The organism is Pseudomonas sp. R1-1 (genome assembly GCF_051132135.1).
GTDB lineage: Bacteria > Pseudomonadota > Gammaproteobacteria > Pseudomonadales > Pseudomonadaceae > Aquipseudomonas.
Genome location: NZ_CP071663.1, coordinates 4,755,062 through 4,773,902, shown reverse-complemented (window position 1 = coordinate 4,773,902; position 18,841 = coordinate 4,755,062). Strand labels below are relative to the sequence as shown.

Below are 18,841 nucleotides of genomic sequence, written 5' to 3'. Positions count from 1 at the left end.
TGACCGATGTCAGCGAACCTCACGGAATAGGATCTCGCGTCTTTTTTGCGCGAATTGAGCCCGAGCGTCAGTACGGTGGCCTGACTGTCGCTGGGGGGAATCCTTTCCTGATCGTTGTTGAATCGGCCATTATTCGGCGATCTTTAATGGAAAAGAGGCAAAATGATGTCAACGCGACCTTCGTTGGGGTTTGCTGGAATCGGCCTGATGGGCCTGCCGATGTGCCGGCGTCTGTTGGCGGCGGGTTACCCGCTGACCGTGTGGAATCGCAACCCGGCCAAGTGCGCGGCACTGGTCGAGGCCGGTGCCCGGCAAGTGGCGAGCCCCGCCGAACTGTGCGAACACGCTGACATCGTGATGTTGTGTCTGGCTGACACGGCGGTGGTGCGCGAGGTGGTGTTTGGTGCTGGCGGCATTGCCGAGCGCGCAAAAAGCGAACAACTGCTGGTGGATTTTTCCAGTCTCGAACCAACGGCGACCCGCGAGATGGCCGCGCAACTGGCGCAGCGAGCCGGCATGGGCTGGCTGGACGCCCCGGTGTCCGGCGGCGTGGTCGGGGCCGAGGCGGGCAGCCTGGCGATCATGGTTGGCGGCGCGGCGGCGGATCTCGAGCGGGTGCGTCCGGTGCTGCTGAGTCTTGGCCAGCGTGTCACGCACATGGGCGGCGTCGGTGCCGGCCAGGTGACCAAGGCCTGCAATCAGATGATTGTCGCCTGCAACGCGCTGGTGATCGCCGAAGTGGTGGCGCTGGCCGAACAGGCCGGGGTCGATGCCAGCCTGCTTGCCGAAGCGCTGGCCGGCGGTTTTGCCGATTCGAAACCGCTGCAGATTCTTGCGCCGCAAATGGCCGAGAGTCGTTTCGAGCCGATCAAATGGCACGTGCGCACGTTGCTCAAGGATCTCGACACGGCGGTGAAATTTTCCCGAGAACAGGGTTCGGCCACGCCGCTCAGCGGATTGGCCGCACAACTGATGCGCCTGCATGGGGCGCAGGGCTATCTGGCGCAGGACCCAGCGACACTGGTGCAAATGTACCGCGCGCCAGCAGTAACGGATTGAACGCCGGCGATGCCTTGCGCTGGTTGATTTCCTCCAGCACCGGGCGCAGCTCGTTGAGCGGCACTGGGCGGCTAAGCAAGTAACCCTGAATGAAATCGCAGCCCGAGCGCTCGAGAAACTCGTACTGCTCCAGGCTTTCCACGCCTTCGGTGACCACCTGCAGGTGCAGGGTGTGCGCCATGACGATGATCGCCTGAACGATTTCCATGTCCGCCGTGGCCTTGGGAATATCCAAGATGAACGAGCGGTCGATTTTCAACGTGTTGAGCGGCAGGCGCTTGAGGTAGGCCAGCGACGAATAACCGGTGCCGAAGTCGTCAATCGACAGCGACACGCCAAGCGCGCGGATCTGCCGCAACAACACCAGGGTGTTGGCGATGTTGCCCATCAACGCGTTTTCGGTGACCTCCAGCTCCAATCGTTCCGGTGCCACCCCGGCGCTGCGCAAGGCGTGTTCGATTTCGTCAGCCAGCTCTTCGCGGGCCAGATTCAATGGCGAGCAGTTCCAGGCAATTTTCAGCTCCTCGCAGCCATGGCTGGAGAGTTCGCCGAGATCGCGACAGGCGCGCCGCAGCACCCAGTTGTCCAGCTCGGCGATCAGGCCGTTGCTCTCGGCGATGGCGATGAAACGATCCGGGGTCAGCAAACCGTGCAGCGGGTGCTGCCAGCGAATCAGCGCTTCAAGCTTGGTGACCCGCCCGGTTTTCAGCTCGAAGATCGGCTGGTAATACAGGGTCAGGCCGTTTTCTTCGCGCAGGGCCTGGCGCAACTCTTCTTCGAGTTGCAATTCCAGGGTGGCACGGTTTTTCAGGCTGGAATTGAAAAAGTGCAGGCCGTTGCGCCCCGCGCCTTTGGACTGGTACAGCGCCAGGTCGGCGTGCTTGAGCAGTTCTTCGCAAGTCGTGCCGTCTTCAGGAAACAGGCTGATGCCGATGCTGGTGGTCATCACCATGCGCCGGCCGGCCAGTTCGATCGGCTCTTTCATCTTGAGCATGATGCGCTGCGCCATGCCGCGCGCCTCTTCGCGGTCGTGCAGGCTGATCAGAATGCAGAACTCGTCACCGCCGAACCGCGCGACCACATCTTCGTGGCTGCGCACCGAGCTTTTGATGTGCTGGGCGATGACTTTGAGCAGCGCGTCGCCGGCGTCATGCCCGAGGCTGTCGTTGATCCGTTTGAAGTGATCGATGTCCAGGAACATCACCGCGAGCATGCCGCCTTCGCTGGTTTTCTGGCTGAGTTTTTCCGCGAACATCTGGTTGAAGCCACGGCGGTTGATCAAATTGGTCAGCGCGTCGTAATTGGCCGCTTGCTGTAACGACATGCGCGCCTGATCGAGCTGGCTGAGCAGGGCGTTGACCCGGCGCAGGTCTTGCTCCTTGTTTTGCAGCTTCTTGTCGGCGAGGGCGGCGCTGATTGCACTGCCCAATATCAACAGGATGATCAACGCCACGGTCAGACCCAGTTGCAGATGCCCGGTTACGCCGCCGCTCGCGGCCAGGCCGCCCTCGGGAATGACCAGATCCAGCGCGGCCATGCCGGTAAAATGCATGCTGATGATGCCTGCGCCGAGAATCAGCGCCGCGCTGTATTTGAGCAATTGGTGGGCGACGCCGCTGCCTTCGCTCAGATAGCGGGCGACCCACAGCGCGGCGAAACTGGCACCGATGGCGATCAGCACCGACAGCGCAAACAGCCCCGGATGGTAATAGGCGCTGGCGCTCGATTTCATCGCCGCCATGCCCACGTAATGCATGCCGGCGATACCCAGGCCAATGACCGACGCCGTTTTCAGGCAGCGCTGCGCACTGGGCTGCACCTCGCTCAGGGTCTGCATGGCCAGCCACGAGGCGAGCAGGGCGATCAGTAACGAGAAGAGAGTGATGCCGAGGTCATACTCGATATCGATGGGCGGCTGAAAAGCCAACATGCTGATGAAGTGCATGGCCCAGATGCCGCCGGCCAGACAGGTCGCGCCGATCCAGCGCCAGAGCCGCCGCGAGGCCAGATCTTCGGCATGCACCACACGCTCGGCCATATCGAGCGTCGCGAAACTCGCCGCGCAGGCGACCAGATAGGCCGCCAGCACCAGCAACGGATTGTGCGTGCAATCGAGAATGACCTGCCCGCGCGCCGGCAGCTCGGTAACAAAATGCAAACCAAGCCACTCCATAGCGTGCCCCGTCTCTGAAGTCGTCCTGACTGCGTGATCAACGCAGGCGAATGACTGGAGTATAGAGGCCGATTTCTGTGCGCAAGCGGTAGTGGCACATTGGCGCTAATGATTTTGGCATCAGCGTCATAGCGATTCGCGCTAAGACTTAGGCAATGCGCTCAAGTGGCAGATCGTTCCAGTGCGGATCAAGCGGCGGCAGACCATGCGCGGCGCGGGCCTTGTCGCAGTCGGGGTTGTGTTCACCGTTCTCCCACGACGCTTCGAATTCGCGGCAGGGGCTCGAGCGATTTTCATAGATCGTGCACGCCACGTTGCTGCCGACTTCTCCCGCCAGCGAGATGCAGCGCGTGGGTTTGCGATCAGTGCCGATCATTGCCACACGGCTCGGGGTGATTTGCTCGACCAGTTCATCAGGTACCGTACCGCCGGAGGATGCGCATTCACCCCAGAAAAAAGACACGCGAAAATGGGAACAGCAGGCACCGCAATTCAGACACGGACTGACTTCAGACATGGGCGAGGGTATCAAAGGGATTGATCGGCAGATCCGGACGGATCCGGCGGCCATTCTAGGCTTTGCCATGGACTTGGGAAGGGGGTCGCGAAAGTATTTTTTTGTGCCCGGATTTTGCCGTGAAAGCCCCGTATGGCAGGGGATTTCAGCGTTATCAAGGGCTTACGTTTCGTTACAGTGCGATGGGCCGATATCAGGCTGACGAATGATCACAGACAGCCCTCGCGCGGCTGACTAGATTGCAGGTTCCGGGCTCGAACGCGCTGGCAGTGAAGCCCCATGACAATAAAGAGACGGACCCATGCAGAACTCGACCCAAGCGGCGAATGCCTGGCGCATTCTGTTTTTACTGTTCCTCGCCAACCTGTTCAATTTCTTCGACCGTACCATTCCGGCGATCATCATCGAACCTATCCGCATGGAATGGCACCTCAGCGACTTTCAGTTGGGCATCATCGGCACTGCCTTCACCATCGTTTACGCCATTGCCGGCCTGCCACTCGGGCGCATGGCCGACACCGGTTCACGCAGCAAACTGATGGGCTGGGGTTTGGCAACATGGAGTGCGCTGACCGCGGTCAACGGTCTGGTCGGCAGTTTCTGGAGCTTCCTGATCGTGCGCATGGGCATCGGCATCGGCGAAGCCAGTTATGCGCCAGCGGCCAACTCGCTGATCGGCGATCTGTTTCCGGCGCACCGTCGGGCGCGGGCCATGGGCATTTTCATGCTCGGCTTGCCGCTGGGGCTGCTGCTGGCGTTCTTCACCATCGGCGCGATGGTCAAGGCGTTCGACAGCTGGCGCGCGCCGTTCTTTATCGCCGCAGTGCCGGGGCTGATCCTTGCGGTGTTCATGTTCTTCATCAAGGAACCCAAGCGCGGCGCGGCGGAAACCGTGCAGGTCTCGCAGGAGAAAGTCGACAAGCCGATCCGCCGCGTGCTGGCCGTGCCGACCTTCCTCTGGCTGGTGATGGCCGGGCTGTGCTTCAACTTCGCGACCTATGCCTGCAACTCGTTTCTGGTGCCGATGCTGCAGCGCTATTTCCTCATGCCGTTGCAGGAAGCGGCGGTGGCTACGGGGATCATTGTCGGCGTGACCGGGCTGGTCGGGCTGACCTTGGGCGGCTGGATCGCTGACAAGATCCACCAGCGCGTGGCCAGCGGGCGACTGCTGTTTGCGGCGTTCAGTCTGATCATCTCGACCCTGTGCACGGCGTGGGCGCTGCATGCCGGGCGAATCGAGATCGGCGTGTTCGTCGCGGTATTCAGCGTCGGCTGGCTGTTCGCCTATAACTTCTACACCTGCGTTTACACGGCGATCCAGGACGTAGTCGAACCGCGTTTGCGCGCGACGGCGATGGCGTTGTTCTTTGCCGGGCTGTATCTGCTCGGCGGTGGGTTGGGGCCGGTGGTGGTCGGTGGTTTGTCCGACTATTTCGCGCACACGGCGATGCTGGCGGCGGGCGCGGAGCAGATGACCGAGGCGTTCAAGGCTGTCGGCCTGCACGATGCGATGTACCTGATTCCGGTGGCGCTGTTTCTGACCATGGTATTTCTGTTTCTGGCCTCGCGGTGTTTTGTGCGCGATGCGCAGCGGATGAAGGAGGGCTTGGTGGCGGTGGTTGAGCCAGGGGTTTCGGCGGCGACTGCTTAACCGCTATCGCCAGCAGGGCTGGCTCCCACAGGGATTGATGATCGTTCCCACGCTCCGCGTGGGAATGCCTCAAGGGACGCTCTGCGTTCCAGCTTCGGTAGGGACGCGGAGCGTCCCGGGCTGCATTCCCACGCAGAGCGTGGGAACGATCTTCGCGCGCAAAAAAAGGCCCGCATCGCTGCGGGCCTTGTTGTTTTCAGCGCTGGAGCAGGGCGGTTTAACCCGCCACCAACACCCGAATCGCTTCCAGACGCAACGCCGCTTTATCCAGCATCGCCAGACCCTGCTCACGCTGAGTGCGCAACGCTTCCAGTTCGCTGTCACGCACGGTCGGGTTGACCGCTTGCAACGCGGTCAGGCGCGCCAGTTCTTCGTCGGTGTCGGCGGCCAGACGACGACGCGCCTCGGCGACACGCTCGGCGTGACGCGGGGCGATCTTGTCTTCGCCGGCGTTGATCCGCGGCGTCAGCTGATCGCGCTGGGCCTGGATGAACTTGTTGGCGCTGGCACGCGGCACGCTTTCCAGCTGATCGTTCAAGGTTTCGAAGGACACCCGTGGCGACAGATCATTGCCGTTGGCATCGAGCAGGCAGCGCAGCGCCGCCGGCGGCAGGTAGCGGCCCAGTTGCAGCGAACGCGGTGCGACCACTTCGCTGACATACAGCAGTTCCAGCAACACGGTGCCCGGTTTCAACGCCTTGTTCTTGATCAGCGCGACGGCGGTGTTGCCCATCGAGCCGGACAGCACCAGGTCCATGCCGCCCTGCACCATCGGGTGTTCCCAGGTGATGAACTGCATGTCTTCGCGCGACAGCGCCTGGTTGCGGTCGTAGGTGATGGTCACGCCTTCGTCGTCGCCCAGCGGGAAGCTGGCGTCGAGCATCTTCTCGCTCGGCTTGAGGATCAGCGCATTTTCCGAATGGTCTTCGCTGTCGATGCCGAAGGCGTCGAACAGGGTTTCCATGTAGATCGGCAGGGCGAACTGGTCGTCCTGCTCAAGGATCGCCTCGACCAGCGCTTCACCTTCGCCAGCGCCGCCGGAGTTGAGCTCCAGCAGACGGTCGCGACCGGTGTGCAGCTCGGCTTCCAGACGCTCACGCTCGGCGCGCGCCTCGTCGATCAGTGCTTGCCACTCACCGTCGTCGGCCTCTTCGAGCAGCGGCAGCAGGCGCGGGCCGAACTGATGCTGCAAGGCGTTGCCGGTCGGGCAGGTATTGAGGAATGCGTTCAGCGCTTCGTGGTACCACTGGAACAGGCGCTCTTGCGGACTGGTTTCCAGGTACGGCACGTGCAGTTCGATGATGTGCTTCTGGCCGATCCGGTCGAGACGACCGATGCGCTGCTCGAGCAGGTCCGGGTGCGACGGCAGATCAAACAGCACCAAGTGGTGAGCAAACTGGAAGTTGCGACCCTCACTGCCGATTTCCGAGCAGATCAGCACTTGCGCGCCGAACTCTTCATCGGCGAAGTAGGCCGCGGCGCGGTCACGCTCAAGGATGTTCATGCCTTCGTGGAACACCGTGGCCGGGATGCCGGAACGCACGCGCAGGGCGTCTTCCAGATCCATTGCGGTTTCGGCGTGGGCGCAGATCACCAGCACTTTGGTGCGCTTGAGCATTTTCAGCTGATCGATCAGCCACTCGACGCGCGGGTCGAATTTCCACCAGCGTTCTTCTTCGCTGGCCTCCGGCTGGGACTGGAAGCTGACTTCCGGGTACAACTCGGCATGCTCGCCCAACGGCAGTTCGAGGTATTCGTCCGGGCATGGCAGTGGATAGGGGTGCAGCTTGCGCTCCGGGAAACCCTGCACGGCGGCACGGGTGTTACGGAACAGCACGCGGCCAGTGCCGTGGCGGTCGAGCAGCTCACGCACCAGACGCGCGCTGGCTTCGGTGTCGCCATCGTTGACCGCGGTCAGCAAGGCTTCGCCTTCGTTGCCGAGGAAACCGTGAATGGTTTGGTGCGCTGCGGGCGAGAGGCGGCCCTTGTCGAGCAGTTCCTGAACCGCTTCGGCGACCGGGCGATAGTTGTCGCTTTCGGCGCGGAACGCCGCCAGGTCGTGGAAACGGTTCGGGTCGAGCAGGCGCAGACGGGCGAAGTGGCTGTCCTGACCGAGTTGTTCCGGGGTGGCGGTGAGCAGCAGCACGCCGGGAATGACCTCAGCCAGTTGCTCAACCAGCGAGTATTCCGGGCTGGCTTTTTCTTCGTGCCAGACCAGGTGGTGGGCTTCGTCGACCACCAGCAGATCCCACCCGGCGGCGAACAGTGCGTCCTGCGCCTTTTCATCGTCGACCAGCCATTCCAGCGCGACCAGCGCCAATTGCGTGTCTTCGAACGGGTTGGTGGCATCGCTTTCAATGAAGCGTTCTTCGTCGAACAGCGCGACCTGCAGGTTGAATCGGCGGCGCATTTCCACCAGCCACTGGTGCTGGAGGTTTTCCGGAACGAGGATCAGCACGCGGTTGGCGCGGCCGGACAGCAGTTGGCGATGAATCACCAGACCGGCTTCGATGGTTTTGCCCAGACCCACTTCGTCCGCCAGCAATACCCGCGGCGCGATGCGGTCGGCGACTTCACGGGCGATGTGCAACTGGTGTGCGATCGGTTGCGCACGCACGCCACCCAGGCCCCAGAGCGAGGACTGCAACTGGCGGCTGGTGTGTTCCAGGGTGTTGTAGCGCAGGGAGAACCACGGCAGCGGATCGATCTGCCCGGCGAACAGGCGGTCGCTGGCCAGACGGAACTGAATGAAGTTCGACAGCTGGGTTTCCGGCAGGGTGACGGCTTCGTTCTGCGCGTTGAGACCGTGATAGACCATCAGCCCGTCGACGTCGTCGACTTGCTGCACGGTCATCTTCCAGCCTTCGAAGTGGGTGATGCTGTCACCCGGCGAGAACCGCACGCGGGTCAGGGGCGCATTCCGTAGCGCGTACTGGCGGGTTTCGCCAGTGGCCGGGTAAAGCACGGTCAACAAGCGGCCGTCCTGTGCCAGAACGGTGCCTAAACCAAGCTCTGCTTCGCTGTCACTGATCCAGCGTTGCCCCGGTTGATACTGCTGCGCCATGCTGCCTGACTCCCACCTTGAAAAAGCGGGCTATCTTAACGGAATGACGGCTTCAGGGCCAAAGGAATAGGAGCAGCGGCAAGCTTTTAGCTTCGAGCTGCAAGCTGAAGCCGAGTCGTCATATGTCGGTTTTTTCCAGCGGCGGGGCACCTGTGGGTGCCAACCGGGTCACAAGTTTGCGACGGGCGGCTCAAGGCGCCTGTACCGCAGCCGATAGCCTGCACACAGGAGACCTATATATGTTGCCACCGATGCTCCCCTTGAGCGCCGTGCCGATCACTTCCCAGCAGGATCCGATCCGCCAGCGGCCGGACATCCCTCCGGTGGTGCCAGTGCAGGAAAGCTCCAACGAAAGCACGATCGATCTGCAAAAGCGCAATCCCGAAGAGGATGGCTTGCTGCTGCGCGAGGAACAGCGCCGCCAGCAGGAGCGCGAACGTCGGCGTCGCGAGGCCGATGAAGACCCGGAAGAACATCTGGCCGTACCCGGTACCGAACTGAACGCCGACAACACCGTGCCGGTGGTGCCGCTGATCGACGATCAGCCGCGTCAGGGGTTGTGGGTCGATATCGAGATTTGATTGCGGTGCCGGTGTGGCTGGTCAGCGCCGGCGTCAGGCGGCATGATTGGCGCAGTCCTGCCGGTGATGTGGCAGTTATGATCCTTTTCTGCGATGTACTGATGCCATGAGCCAAGACGACAAACTGATCGACCTCAGCAGCGAGCGCGCCAAGCGCGTGCATGACCTCAACGAGAAGCGCCTGAACGAGGTCCGCCAGGCGTTCGAGCAGGCGATGCCGTTGGGAAAAGCCAAGAAAAAGTCGAAGAACAAGCCGAAAAAGCGTTGATCTCCCCTGCGTCCTTTGACGCAGGTCATTTAATTTTCCCCCTTTTCTCTCTTTGTTGCGGACATTGATCCTGGTCAATGTGCGTGTCCGTGTGTCTGCTAATTTGTACTCATCGCAGCAAAGCAGGGGCCAGGAGGCCAGTCATGTTTTTCGATAACGTGGTGTTTGCCGGGGTCTTGACGGTTGGGCTGATGGTGCTGTTTTTTGCAGGGTTTGGATTTTTTATCTGGAAGGATGCGCATAAGCGGCGCAAGTGAGTTCTTCCGGGTTGATGGGCACGCAAGGCATTTTGGGGCGACTTCGGTTGCCCCTTTTTTTTTGGCCGTGGCGGCCTTTGGGCCGACCAGGCTCTTGGGGGTTTGGGTGAATATCCGTTGCTTCGGGTGTGGCTTATGGCGGTTTCGCCCTTACGGCGAGTCCCTTTTTCAGACGCCAAAAAGGAACCAAAAGGCTTTGCTCCTACGTCCGGCCCCTCGCAAGCTCGGGGTCCCTTCGCTCCGGGATCGATCCGGGCGCAGCGGTTACGGTTTGCTTCGCTGCACCTACTTCCGCTGTGTCTGGCTGCGCCAGACGGTCGCTGCGCTCCCACGCCCGGATCGATCCCTCCGCTCAGCCTTCCGATGTCGCTGGTTAGGCAAGATCAAGAGCACTCGAGCTGGCGCTCATTGTTGAGTGATTAGAAGCGGCGCATGGCTTGGGATTTGCGGTGGGGCTGCCCCTCACCCCAGCCCTCTCCCCGAGGAGAGGGAGCCGATTTGTGGGTCTTTCAAAATCTGCATTCAACTCGATATCCCAGGTGAGCGTATCTCTCGCATCCCCCACGATCAGTTCCCTCTCCCTCCGGGAGAGGGCTAGGGTAAGGGGCTTTTGATTTTGATCTGGCTTTTGATCTTTTGCCCCTTCGGCAGGCTGAGTGAAGGGATCGATCCGGGTGTGGGAGCGTAGCGACCGTCTGGCGCAGCCAGACACAGCGGAAGGAGGTGCAGCGAAGCAAACCGTAGCCGCTGCGCCCGGAGCGATTCCGTAACGAAGGAACCCCGAGCCCCAGCGAGGGGCCGAACGCCGGGGCAAAGCCTTTTGGTTCCTTTTTGGCGTCTGAAAAAGGGACTCGCTGTAAGAGCGAAACCATAAGAAGCCGTTACCGCAGCAACGGATATGCTCAAAAATCTCATCTCCCTAAACCAAAAAAAGGCGCGATTCCAAAGAATCGCGCCTCTTTTTATTTACAGCAATCGATCAACTACCCAACGCCTTGGAAGCCAGCCAGAACAACCCGGCTGACAGCGCCACCGTCGCTGGCAAGGTCAACACCCAAGCCAGCAAGATGGTTTTCACCGTGCCGCCCTGCAAGCCGCTCTTGTTGGCAACCATGGTCCCGGCCACACCCGAAGACAATACGTGGGTGGTCGATACCGGCAGGCTGAAGATGTTGGCCATGCCGATCAAACTGGCCGTGGTGATCTGCGCCGACATGCCTTGCGAATAGGTCATGCCTTGTTTGCCGATCTTCTCGCCAATGGTCAGCACCACACGCTTCCAGCCCACCATGGTGCCCAGGCCCAACGCCAGGGCGACCGCCAGAATCACCCAGAACGGGGCGTATTCGGTGGTGGTTGTCAGGTCTTTGCGCAGCTTGTCGAGGTCAGCCTTTTCACGGGCTTCGAGGCCTGGCAGCTTGCCGACTTTCTTCGCCGTGTCGTCGAGGCACAACAGGTAACGACGGACTTCGATGCGGCTTTCCGACGGCAGCGAATGGTAGTCCGCTACACCTTTGAGCGTGTGCAGCAGGGCGGAAATGGTCGGTTCGGTCTGCTGCGGGTTGCAGCGGAATTTCTCCGGCAGGTCGCCTTCCACGCTTTTGCCCAAGGCCAGGAATTCACCCAGCGAATCGGCGTTGCGCTGGTAGAACTGGCTCAGGTGCAGGGTCGCGTCGCGGGTGCGTTCGATCTGGTAGGTGGTGCTGTTCAGGTCGAGCACAAACTGCGCAGGTACGATACCGATCAGGACCAGCATGATCAGGCCGATGCCTTTCTGGCCATCGTTGGAGCCGTGCACGAAGCTTACGGCCATGGCCGAGATCACCAGGACCAGACGGTTCCAGAATGGCGGGTGTTTCTTGTCGTCGATCTTGCGGCGCTGTTCCGGAGTCTTGTGCATCTTCGACAGCGGGCGCCACCACTTCAGGCCGATCAGCACCAGCGCGGCGATCAGGAAGCCGGCCATCGGCGAGAACACCAGCGAGGCGCCGATGTCGATCGCTTTCTGCCAGTTCACGCCATCTCTCAACGGGATGTCGTTGATCAGCGCGTTGGCCAGGCCGACACCGAGGATCGAGCCGATCAGGGTGTGCGAGCTGGAAGCCGGGATACCGAAGTACCAGGTGCCCAGGTTCCAGGCGATGGCCGCGGCGAGCAACGAGAAAACCATTGCCAGGCCATGGCCGGTGTTCACATTGATCAGCAGTTCCACCGGCAGCAAGTGGACGATGGCATACGCCACGCCCACACCGCCCAGCAGCACGCCGAGGAAATTGAACACGCCGGAAAAGAACACTGCCAGATGCGGCGGCATGGCTTTGGTGTAGATAACAGTGGCTACCGCGTTAGCGGTGTCATGAAATCCATTGATGAACTCGAAGGCGAGGACAAACGTCAGGGCGAGCAAGAGGCTCACAAGCACCCAAGCATCCAGTCCGCTGAATAAATCGATCATGAAGGTTTTCTGACCCGGTCGTAAGGGGGCGCGATTATGCCAGAAAAGACAGGAAATCGATGCCCTGTCTGCTCACTGGTCACACTCTTCTTCGAGTTAATTTGTTGCAGCGCGTTAAAACCAAGCGGTGCGCAGGGTTTTTCAAGTCATTGATTCTTTTAATAAAACCCGTGATTTACCGGTATTTTCAAAGACTGGGTGAACGCTCAAACGCTTGTCTGAAATATCTGTGAAACCTGTAGGACGTCTGTCATCAGCCTGTCAGACGCGAGGATTGCCGCTGCCCGCGGGTAGCGGGCGCGCAAGGCATTGTCGTTTCACCGCGCTTGTAAACGGTGCGGACACAAACCTTCTAAAACCGCCGCCTGGGTTCAAGGCTCCTCGGCTTTGAGTTCCTTTTCGATCTTCTCGATTTCCTGCTTGAACACCTGATCCTGAACGGTCGGGCGCTTGCGCCAGGCTTTGCGTTCCGGTTCGGGCTGGGCGGCGTAGGTGGTGACTTCCCCGCCGTAAACTTCCTTGTAACGTTGTTCCTGGCGCTCAAGTTCCGCGCGCAGTTCGTCTTTCGTCACAGTGATACCTGTATGAGTTGAGTTGAATATCCGGTGAAACGCACTGCAACGAATCGCTCGAGCGCCCCCGTCATTTCAATGCCTGAACAGGCATTAGTTGAATCGGTGAGCGAGCGGGACTTTCGTCTGTCAGGCGGCTACGGCACCCGATAAAACTGACGCAGCATCAGTTTCCTGTTTTGGCGAACGCAGGCGTTGCATAAGTAATGGCGTCTGGCGTTGGCCGGGCTGTCGGTGATGGACATCACCTCAGCGGGTGGCGATCGCGGTCAATGAAAACGCGGCGCCACAGAGGTGCATTATAGCCGTCGATTCAGGAATGACTATCTTTGCCAAGTTAAAAACGGTTCTGAATGTGTGATTGTTTTGTTGCGCGCAAGTTTTATTAGTTGCACTGCGCGCTGGGGACTATTTGCCGGGCGATCAGTTTTTGGCGCCATTAAATGAACAACTAACGCATCCATCTAAAACGGGTGTGGTCGAAACGGACACTTGGACCGGGTGCGAGATGACGGATTGCGATTATCGGTCGCCGGTTCGATAATCGCCCAATGTTGCGTTCCCAGCGCTTGTGCATTCGCCTGTGAGCCGTTTGTATAGCCACTGATCCGAGCCGGACCAAGGACCATAAATGAACGATCAAATGCGCAATTCCTTCACTTCCGTGGCGCCGCCGATCGTCGCTTCGCCGGCCAAGCGCATCCAGGCCCTGACCGGCGATCCGGATTTCATGACCTCACTGGCCCGCGGTCTGGCGGTGGTACAGGCCTTTCAGGAGCGCAAGCGCCATCTGACCATCGCCCAGATCAGCCACCGCACCGAGATCCCTCGCGCGGCGGTGCGCCGTTGCCTGCACACACTGATCAAGCTCGGCTACGCCACCACCGACGGTCGCACCTATTCATTGCTGCCGAAAGTGTTGACCCTCGGCCACGCCTATTTGTCATCGACGCCGCTAGCCGTGTCCGCGCAACCGTACCTCGACCGCATGAGCGAGCAGCTGCACGAAGCCTGCAACATGGCCACGCTCGAGGGCGACGACATTCTGTACATCGCCCGTTCGGCTACGACCCAGCGGCTGATTTCGGTTGACCTGTCGGTGGGCGGGCGGCTGCCGGCGTATTGCACGTCGATGGGGCGCATTTTGCTGGCAGCACTCGACGATACGTCGCTGGGCGAATACCTCGACCACGCGGAACTGGTGGCCAAGACCAGCCGCACGATCCATACCCCTGACGCCTTGCTCGCCTGCCTGCAAGAGGTGCGGCAGCAGGGCTGGTGCATCGTCGATCAGGAACTGGAACAGGGCCTGCGCTCGATTGCCGTGCCGGTGTATGACGCGTCCGGTCAGGTGGTTGCGGCGCTCAATGTCAGCACCCACGCCGGACGAGTCAGCCGCAGCGAACTGGAGCAGCGCTTTTTGCCGGGCCTGCTCAGCGCCAGTCGCGACCTCAGTGCGCAGTTGTTTGCCTGATGAAGCTGTTCGATAAACGCACAGTGTTGCGTTTATCGAATTGACGCTAAAACCCTCGGATCATTAATGTCGCGGCAGCGTCATACGGCGCTGACCAGCAGAGTCAGCCCGGACTGCCGACTCCGATAATAATGACAAGAGGCACCTCCCCATGCGCATGTTCCCCGACTGTCCGCCTTGCCGACTTTGTTGCCGGATGCACCGCGACGCCTGATTCAAACCCTCTATTCTCATGACCGTGCTGCCCGTTGGCCGGCCATCGTTCGACTGCGTTTTTTGCGTGGAATAAAAATAATGAACCAGCCTCAGTCCGCTGTGGGTAACTGCCTCGATGTGCAGACCTTCATCAATGCCCAACCGATCTCGCGCTACCAGTGGCGAGTGGTGATCCTGTGTTTCCTGATTGTCTTTCTCGACGGCCTCGACACCGCCGCCATGGGTTTTATCGCCCCGGCACTGTCGCAGGACTGGGGCATTGACCGCGCCAGCCTCGGCCCGGTGATGAGCGCCGCGCTGATCGGCATGGTCTTCGGTGCCCTCGGTTCCGGTCCGCTGGCTGACCGCTTCGGCCGCAAAGTGGTGCTGGTCGGCGCTGTGCTGCTGTTCGGCGCTTTCAGTCTGGCTTCGGCTTACAGCACCAACGTCGAACAACTGCTGGTGCTGCGTTTCTTGACCGGTCTCGGTCTGGGTGCGGGTATGCCGAACGCCACCACCTTGCTCTCGGAATACACCCCGGAGCGCAAGAAATCACTGCTGGTGACCAGCATGTTCTGCGGCTTCAACCTGGGCATGGCTGGCGGCGGGTTCATTTCCGCCAAGCTGATTCCGGCTTTTGGCTGGCACAGCCTACTGCTGATCGGTGGGGTGCTGCCGCTGATCCTTGCTGTGGTCCTGTTGTTCTGGCTGCCGGAATCGGCGCGTTACCTGGTAGTGCGCAACCGTGGCACCGACAAGGTGCGCAAGACGTTGGCGCCGATCGACCCGGTGACCGTGGCCCAAGCCTCGAGCTTCAGCGTGCCGGAACAGAAAACCGTGAAGGCGCGCAACGTCTTCGCGGTGATTTTCTCCGGCACCTACAGCACCGGCACCTTGCTGCTGTGGCTGACCTATTTCATGGGCCTGGTGATCGTTTACCTGCTGACCAGCTGGCTGCCGACGCTGATGCGTGACAGTGGCGCGAGCATGGAGCAGGCCGCCTTCATCGGGGCGTTGTTCCAGTTCGGCGGGGTGTTGAGCGCGGTGGCGGTGGGCTGGGCGATGGACCGCTTCAACCCGCACAAGGTCATCGGCACGTTCTATCTGCTGGCCGGGGTGTTTGCCTACGCGGTAGGGCAAAGCCTGGGCAACATCACGTTGTTGGCAACTCTGGTGTTGGTGGCGGGCATGTGCGTGAACGGCGCGCAATCGGCGATGCCGTCGCTGGCGGCGCGGTTCTACCCGACTCAGGGGCGGGCCACCGGGGTGTCGTGGATGCTCGGGATTGGCCGCTTCGGCGCGATTCTTGGCGCGTGGATGGGCGCGACGCTGCTGGGCCTGGGCTGGAATTTCGAGCAGGTGCTGACCGCACTGGTGATTCCAGCCGGGTTGGCGACCGCGGCGGTGGTGATCAAGGGCATGGTCAGCCATGCGGATGCCACCTAACTCTCTGCACTTGATCGTTCCCACGCTCCGCGTGGGAATGTAGCCCGGGACGCTCTGCGTCCCTTTCAATCTCTGGAACGCGGAGCGTCCCTTGAGGCATTCCCACGCGGAGCGTGGGAACGATCATTAGGGAAACAACAATCCGTTCGATAAACGAACACTCAGTCGATTATCGGATTGTTTGGCCATTTCCCCAAGCTTAATCTTCAGTGACTCCGGCGCTGAACCTCGCGCCTTTTTATCACTGGCGATTCACTCTAAAAACGGGAGCCCGCTCCATGGCTGAGATCCTTTCGCTGCACGACGCGGTGAAGCAATTCGTCAACGATGGCGACACCGTCGCGCTCGAAGGCTTCACCCACCTGATCCCTACGGCGGCGGGTCATGAAATCATTCGTCAGGGCAAGAAAGATCTGACGCTGGTGCGGATGACCCCCGACCTGATCTACGACCAACTGATCGGCGCCGGTTGCGCACGCAAGTTGATTTTCTCCTGGGGCGGTAACCCGGGCGTCGGTTCGCTGCACCGTCTGCGCGATGCGGTCGAGAAACAGTGGCCGCATGCGCTGGAAATCGAAGAGCACAGCCATGCCGACCTGGCCAATGCCTACGTCGCCGGTGCTTCCGGGCTACCGTTCGCGGTGCTGCGCGCCTACGCCGGCTCCGATCTGCCGAAGGTCAACCCGCTGATCAAAACCGTCACCTGCCCGTTCACCGGCGAAGTGCTGGCGGCCGTGCCGTCGGTGCGCCCGGACGTCACCGTGATCCACGCGCAGAAAGCCGACCGCAAGGGCAACGTGCTGCTGTGGGGCATTCTTGGTGTGCAGAAGGAGGCAGCTTTGGCGGCCAAGCGCTGCATCGTCACCGTCGAAGAAATTGTCGACGACCTCAAGGCACCGATGAACGCCTGCGTCCTGCCGACCTGGGCGCTGAGCGCGGTCTGCCATGTGCCCGGCGGCGCGCATCCGTCCTACGCTCACGGTTACACCGAGCGTGACAATCGTTTCTATCAGGCGTGGGACCCGATCGCTCGGGACCGTGAGACGTTTACCGCGTGGATCAACGAATACATCCATGGCTGCGCTGATTTCAGCGAATTCCAGGCCAGGTTGGCCGCTGCTTCGGAGGCCAAGTAATGACTTACACCACCAATGAAATGATGACCGTTGCCGCGGCGCGGCGCCTGAAGAACGGCTCGGTGTGCTTCGTCGGCATCGGTCTGCCATCGAAAGCCGCCAACCTTGCGCGTCTGACTTCGTCGCCGGATGTGGTGCTGATCTACGAGTCGGGCCCGATCGGTGCCAAGCCGAGCGTGTTGCCGCTGTCGATCGGTGACGGCGAGCTGGCCGAGACTGCAGACACCGTGGTCCCGACCGGTGAGATTTTCCGCTACTGGCTGCAGGGCGGGCGCATCGACGTCGGCTTTCTCGGCGCCGCGCAGGTCGACCGTTTCGGCAACATCAACACCACCGTGGTCGGCGATTACTTCTCGCCGAAAGTGCGCCTGCCGGGTGCCGGTGGCGCGCCGGAGATTGCCGGTTCGGCGAAAAGCGTGCTGATCATCCTCAAGCAGTCGGCGCGTTCGTTTGTCGACAAACTCGATTTCATCACCTCGGTCGGTCATGGCGAGGGCGGCGATTCGCGCAAGCGTCTGGGCCTGCCGGGTGCCGGACCGGTGGGGATTATCACCGACCTGTGCATCATGGAGCCGGAGCAGGGCACCCATGAATTCGTGGTTACCGCACTGCATCCGGGCGTGACCCGCGAGCAAGTGGTCGCCGCCACCGGTTGGGCGATCCGTTTTGCCGACAATGTTGAAACCACCGCTGAGCCGACCGAAGTCGAGCTGAGCGCGCTGCGCGATCTCGAAGCGCGCACCGCCGCCGCCCACGGTCAGGCACCGGGAGAAGCATGATGCGTGACGTGTATATCTGCGACGCGATTCGCACCCCCATCGGCCGTTTTGGCGGTGGCTTGTCCGCCGTGCGCGCCGACGATCTGGCCGCCATACCGATCAAGGCCTTGATGGAACGCAACCCCTCGGTCGACTGGAACGCGGTCGACGAAGTGTTCCTTGGTTGCGCCAACCAGGCCGGCGAAGACAACCGCAACGTCGCGCGCATGGCCCTGTTGCTGGCAGGTCTGCCCGACAACGTGCCGGGCGTAACCCTCAATCGCCTCTGCGCTTCGGGCATGGACGCGATCGGCACGGCGTTCCGGGCGATTGCCAGCGGCGAGATGGAGCTGGCGATTGCCGGCGGCGTTGAGTCGATGTCGCGCGCGCCGTTCGTGATGGGCAAGGCTGACGCGGCGTTCTCGCGCAACATGAAACTGGAAGACACCACCATCGGCTGGCGTTTCATCAACCCATTGATGAAAGCGCAATACGGCGTCGACGCGATGCCGCAAACCGCTGACAACGTCGCCGACGACCATAAAGTCTCGCGCGAAGATCAGGACGCGTTCGCCTTGCGCAGTCAGCAACGTACCGCCGCGGCGCAGGCTGCCGGTTACTTTGCTGAAGAGATTGTCGAAGTGCGCATTGCCCACAAGAAGGGCGAAACCGTGGTCAGCCAGGACGAACATCCTCGCGCGGACACCACGATTGAAGCGCTGGCCAGGCTGAAGCCGGTCAACGGTGCGGACAAAACCGTCACCGCCGGCAATGCTTCCGGGGTCAACGATGGCGCCGCTGCACTGATTCTGGCCTCTGCCGAGGCAGTGAAGAAACACGGTCTGACCGCCCGCGCAAAAGTCCTCGGCATGGCCAGCGCCGGCGTCGCGCCGCGGGTGATGGGTATCGGCCCGGTGCCGGCGGTGCGCAAACTCACTGAGCGCCTCGGTGTGGCGGTCAGCGATTTTGACGTGATCGAACTCAACGAAGCGTTCGCCAGCCAGGGACTGGCGGTGCTGCGTGAATTGGGCTTGGCGGACGACGCGGCGCAGGTCAACCCGAACGGCGGCGCAATTGCCCTCGGCCACCCGTTGGGCATGAGCGGTGCGCGGCTGGTGTTGACGGCTCTGCATCATCTGGAAAAGACCGGTGGCAAGAAAGGTCTGGCGACCATGTGCGTCGGTGTTGGCCAAGGTCTGGCCCTGGCCATCGAACGCGTCTGACGCGTTGCGGCA

Annotated in this window: 15 protein-coding genes; 10 read left to right on the top strand and 5 right to left on the bottom strand. The window is 61.2% G+C overall.

The annotated features are described in order from the left end of the window. Positions 1 to 162: 162 nt before the first annotated feature. Positions 163 to 1,059: an NAD(P)-dependent oxidoreductase gene (locus J3P75_RS21395; RefSeq protein ID WP_434708093.1), complete on the top strand. Its 897-nt coding sequence runs from the start codon at positions 163 to 165 to the stop codon at positions 1,057 to 1,059. Here J3P75_RS21395 and J3P75_RS21390 read toward each other — a convergent pair. Together J3P75_RS21390 and J3P75_RS21385 are read right to left on the bottom strand one after the other, a co-directional pair. Continuing rightward, on the bottom strand, positions 950 to 3,232 hold the full coding sequence (locus tag J3P75_RS21390; protein ID WP_434708092.1) for a putative bifunctional diguanylate cyclase/phosphodiesterase: 2,283 nt from the start codon (positions 3,230 to 3,232) through the stop codon (positions 950 to 952). The genes J3P75_RS21395 and J3P75_RS21390 overlap by 110 nt on opposite strands. Before the next feature lie 148 nt (positions 3,233 to 3,380). Then, positions 3,381 to 3,749 (bottom strand): YkgJ family cysteine cluster protein, encoded by a 369-nt coding sequence (locus J3P75_RS21385; RefSeq protein WP_434708091.1) that lies wholly within the window; start codon positions 3,747 to 3,749, stop codon positions 3,381 to 3,383. 301 nt (positions 3,750 to 4,050) lie between these two features. Here J3P75_RS21385 and J3P75_RS21380 point away from each other — a divergent pair, with 301 nt between their 5' ends. Continuing rightward, complete coding sequence (locus tag J3P75_RS21380) at positions 4,051 to 5,400, top strand: spinster family MFS transporter (protein WP_434708090.1); 1,350 nt, start codon at positions 4,051 to 4,053, stop codon at positions 5,398 to 5,400. Between the two features lie 217 nt (positions 5,401 to 5,617). Here the strand turns inward: J3P75_RS21380 and rapA are convergent, their stop codons facing one another. Continuing rightward, complete coding sequence (gene rapA, locus J3P75_RS21375; RefSeq protein ID WP_093103963.1) at positions 5,618 to 8,464, bottom strand: RNA polymerase-associated protein RapA; 2,847 nt, start codon at positions 8,462 to 8,464, stop codon at positions 5,618 to 5,620. 239 nt (positions 8,465 to 8,703) lie between these two features. On the opposite strand from rapA, the gene J3P75_RS21370 reads away from it, so the two are divergent. From J3P75_RS21370 to ccoM, 3 genes are all read left to right on the top strand, one after another. Then, entirely contained in the window at positions 8,704 to 9,045 is a 342-nt protein-coding gene (locus J3P75_RS21370) for an aspartate-semialdehyde dehydrogenase (RefSeq protein WP_434708089.1), read from the top strand. Between the two features lie 106 nt (positions 9,046 to 9,151). Then, complete coding sequence (locus J3P75_RS21365) at positions 9,152 to 9,313, top strand: hypothetical protein (protein WP_203421035.1); 162 nt, start codon at positions 9,152 to 9,154, stop codon at positions 9,311 to 9,313. A gap of 143 nt (positions 9,314 to 9,456) precedes the next feature. After that, a complete protein-coding gene (gene ccoM / locus J3P75_RS21360; RefSeq protein WP_016771346.1) occupies positions 9,457 to 9,570 on the top strand; it encodes a cytochrome c oxidase subunit CcoM in 114 nt (37 codons plus the stop codon). Between the two features lie 979 nt (positions 9,571 to 10,549). Here the strand turns inward: ccoM and J3P75_RS21355 are convergent. Further along, positions 10,550 to 12,025 carry an inorganic phosphate transporter gene (locus tag J3P75_RS21355; protein WP_090282139.1) on the bottom strand — a complete coding sequence of 492 codons (1,476 nt, stop codon included), beginning with the start codon at positions 12,023 to 12,025 and terminating at the stop codon, positions 10,550 to 10,552. 371 nt (positions 12,026 to 12,396) lie between these two features. After that, positions 12,397 to 12,597 carry a hypothetical protein gene (locus J3P75_RS21350; RefSeq protein ID WP_008080067.1) on the bottom strand — a complete coding sequence of 67 codons (201 nt, stop codon included), beginning with the start codon at positions 12,595 to 12,597 and terminating at the stop codon, positions 12,397 to 12,399. Positions 12,598 to 13,228: 631 nt separating this feature from the next. Here J3P75_RS21350 and pcaR point away from each other — a divergent pair. The 5 genes from pcaR to pcaF all read left to right on the top strand — a co-directional run bounded on the left by pcaR (position 13,229) and on the right by pcaF (position 18,829). Beyond that, complete coding sequence (gene pcaR, locus J3P75_RS21345) at positions 13,229 to 14,071, top strand: pca regulon transcriptional regulator PcaR (RefSeq protein ID WP_090282140.1); 843 nt, start codon at positions 13,229 to 13,231, stop codon at positions 14,069 to 14,071. A gap of 294 nt (positions 14,072 to 14,365) precedes the next feature. Further along, on the top strand, positions 14,366 to 15,712 hold the full coding sequence (locus J3P75_RS21340; RefSeq protein ID WP_394506216.1) for an MFS transporter: 1,347 nt from the start codon (positions 14,366 to 14,368) through the stop codon (positions 15,710 to 15,712). A gap of 278 nt (positions 15,713 to 15,990) precedes the next feature. Beyond that, positions 15,991 to 16,848: a CoA transferase subunit A gene (locus tag J3P75_RS21335; RefSeq protein ID WP_434708087.1), complete on the top strand. Its 858-nt coding sequence runs from the start codon at positions 15,991 to 15,993 to the stop codon at positions 16,846 to 16,848. After that, a complete protein-coding gene (locus J3P75_RS21330) occupies positions 16,848 to 17,627 on the top strand; it encodes a CoA-transferase subunit beta (protein ID WP_434708086.1) in 780 nt (259 codons plus the stop codon). The genes J3P75_RS21335 and J3P75_RS21330 overlap by 1 nt, the downstream gene beginning before the upstream one ends. Further along, on the top strand, positions 17,624 to 18,829 hold the full coding sequence (gene pcaF, locus J3P75_RS21325; RefSeq protein ID WP_434708085.1) for a 3-oxoadipyl-CoA thiolase: 1,206 nt from the start codon (positions 17,624 to 17,626) through the stop codon (positions 18,827 to 18,829). The genes J3P75_RS21330 and pcaF overlap by 4 nt, the downstream gene beginning before the upstream one ends. Positions 18,830 to 18,841 lie beyond the last annotated feature (12 nt).

Bases quoted from the DNA above. Each gene is read 5' to 3' on its own strand.
- pcaR (WP_090282140.1), top strand. From the start codon at position 13,229: ATGAACGATCAAATGCGCAATTCCTTCACTTCCGTGGCGCCGCCGATC.
- J3P75_RS21385 (WP_434708091.1), bottom strand. From the start codon at position 3,749: ATGTCTGAAGTCAGTCCGTGTCTGAATTGCGGTGCCTGCTGTTCCCAT.
- J3P75_RS21355 (WP_090282139.1), bottom strand. From the start codon at position 12,025: ATGATCGATTTATTCAGCGGACTGGATGCTTGGGTGCTTGTGAGCCTC.
- J3P75_RS21380 (WP_434708090.1), top strand. From the start codon at position 4,051: ATGCAGAACTCGACCCAAGCGGCGAATGCCTGGCGCATTCTGTTTTTA.
- J3P75_RS21340 (WP_394506216.1), top strand. From the start codon at position 14,366: ATGAACCAGCCTCAGTCCGCTGTGGGTAACTGCCTCGATGTGCAGACC.
- J3P75_RS21365 (WP_203421035.1), top strand. From the start codon at position 9,152: ATGAGCCAAGACGACAAACTGATCGACCTCAGCAGCGAGCGCGCCAAG.
- ccoM (WP_016771346.1), top strand. From the start codon at position 9,457: ATGTTTTTCGATAACGTGGTGTTTGCCGGGGTCTTGACGGTTGGGCTG.
- J3P75_RS21335 (WP_434708087.1), top strand. From the start codon at position 15,991: ATGGCTGAGATCCTTTCGCTGCACGACGCGGTGAAGCAATTCGTCAAC.
- J3P75_RS21390 (WP_434708092.1), bottom strand. From the start codon at position 3,232: ATGGAGTGGCTTGGTTTGCATTTTGTTACCGAGCTGCCGGCGCGCGGG.
- J3P75_RS21330 (WP_434708086.1), top strand. From the start codon at position 16,848: ATGACTTACACCACCAATGAAATGATGACCGTTGCCGCGGCGCGGCGC.
- J3P75_RS21395 (WP_434708093.1), top strand. From the start codon at position 163: ATGATGTCAACGCGACCTTCGTTGGGGTTTGCTGGAATCGGCCTGATG.
- J3P75_RS21370 (WP_434708089.1), top strand. From the start codon at position 8,704: ATGTTGCCACCGATGCTCCCCTTGAGCGCCGTGCCGATCACTTCCCAG.
- pcaF (WP_434708085.1), top strand. From the start codon at position 17,624: ATGATGCGTGACGTGTATATCTGCGACGCGATTCGCACCCCCATCGGC.
- rapA (WP_093103963.1), bottom strand. From the start codon at position 8,464: ATGGCGCAGCAGTATCAACCGGGGCAACGCTGGATCAGTGACAGCGAA.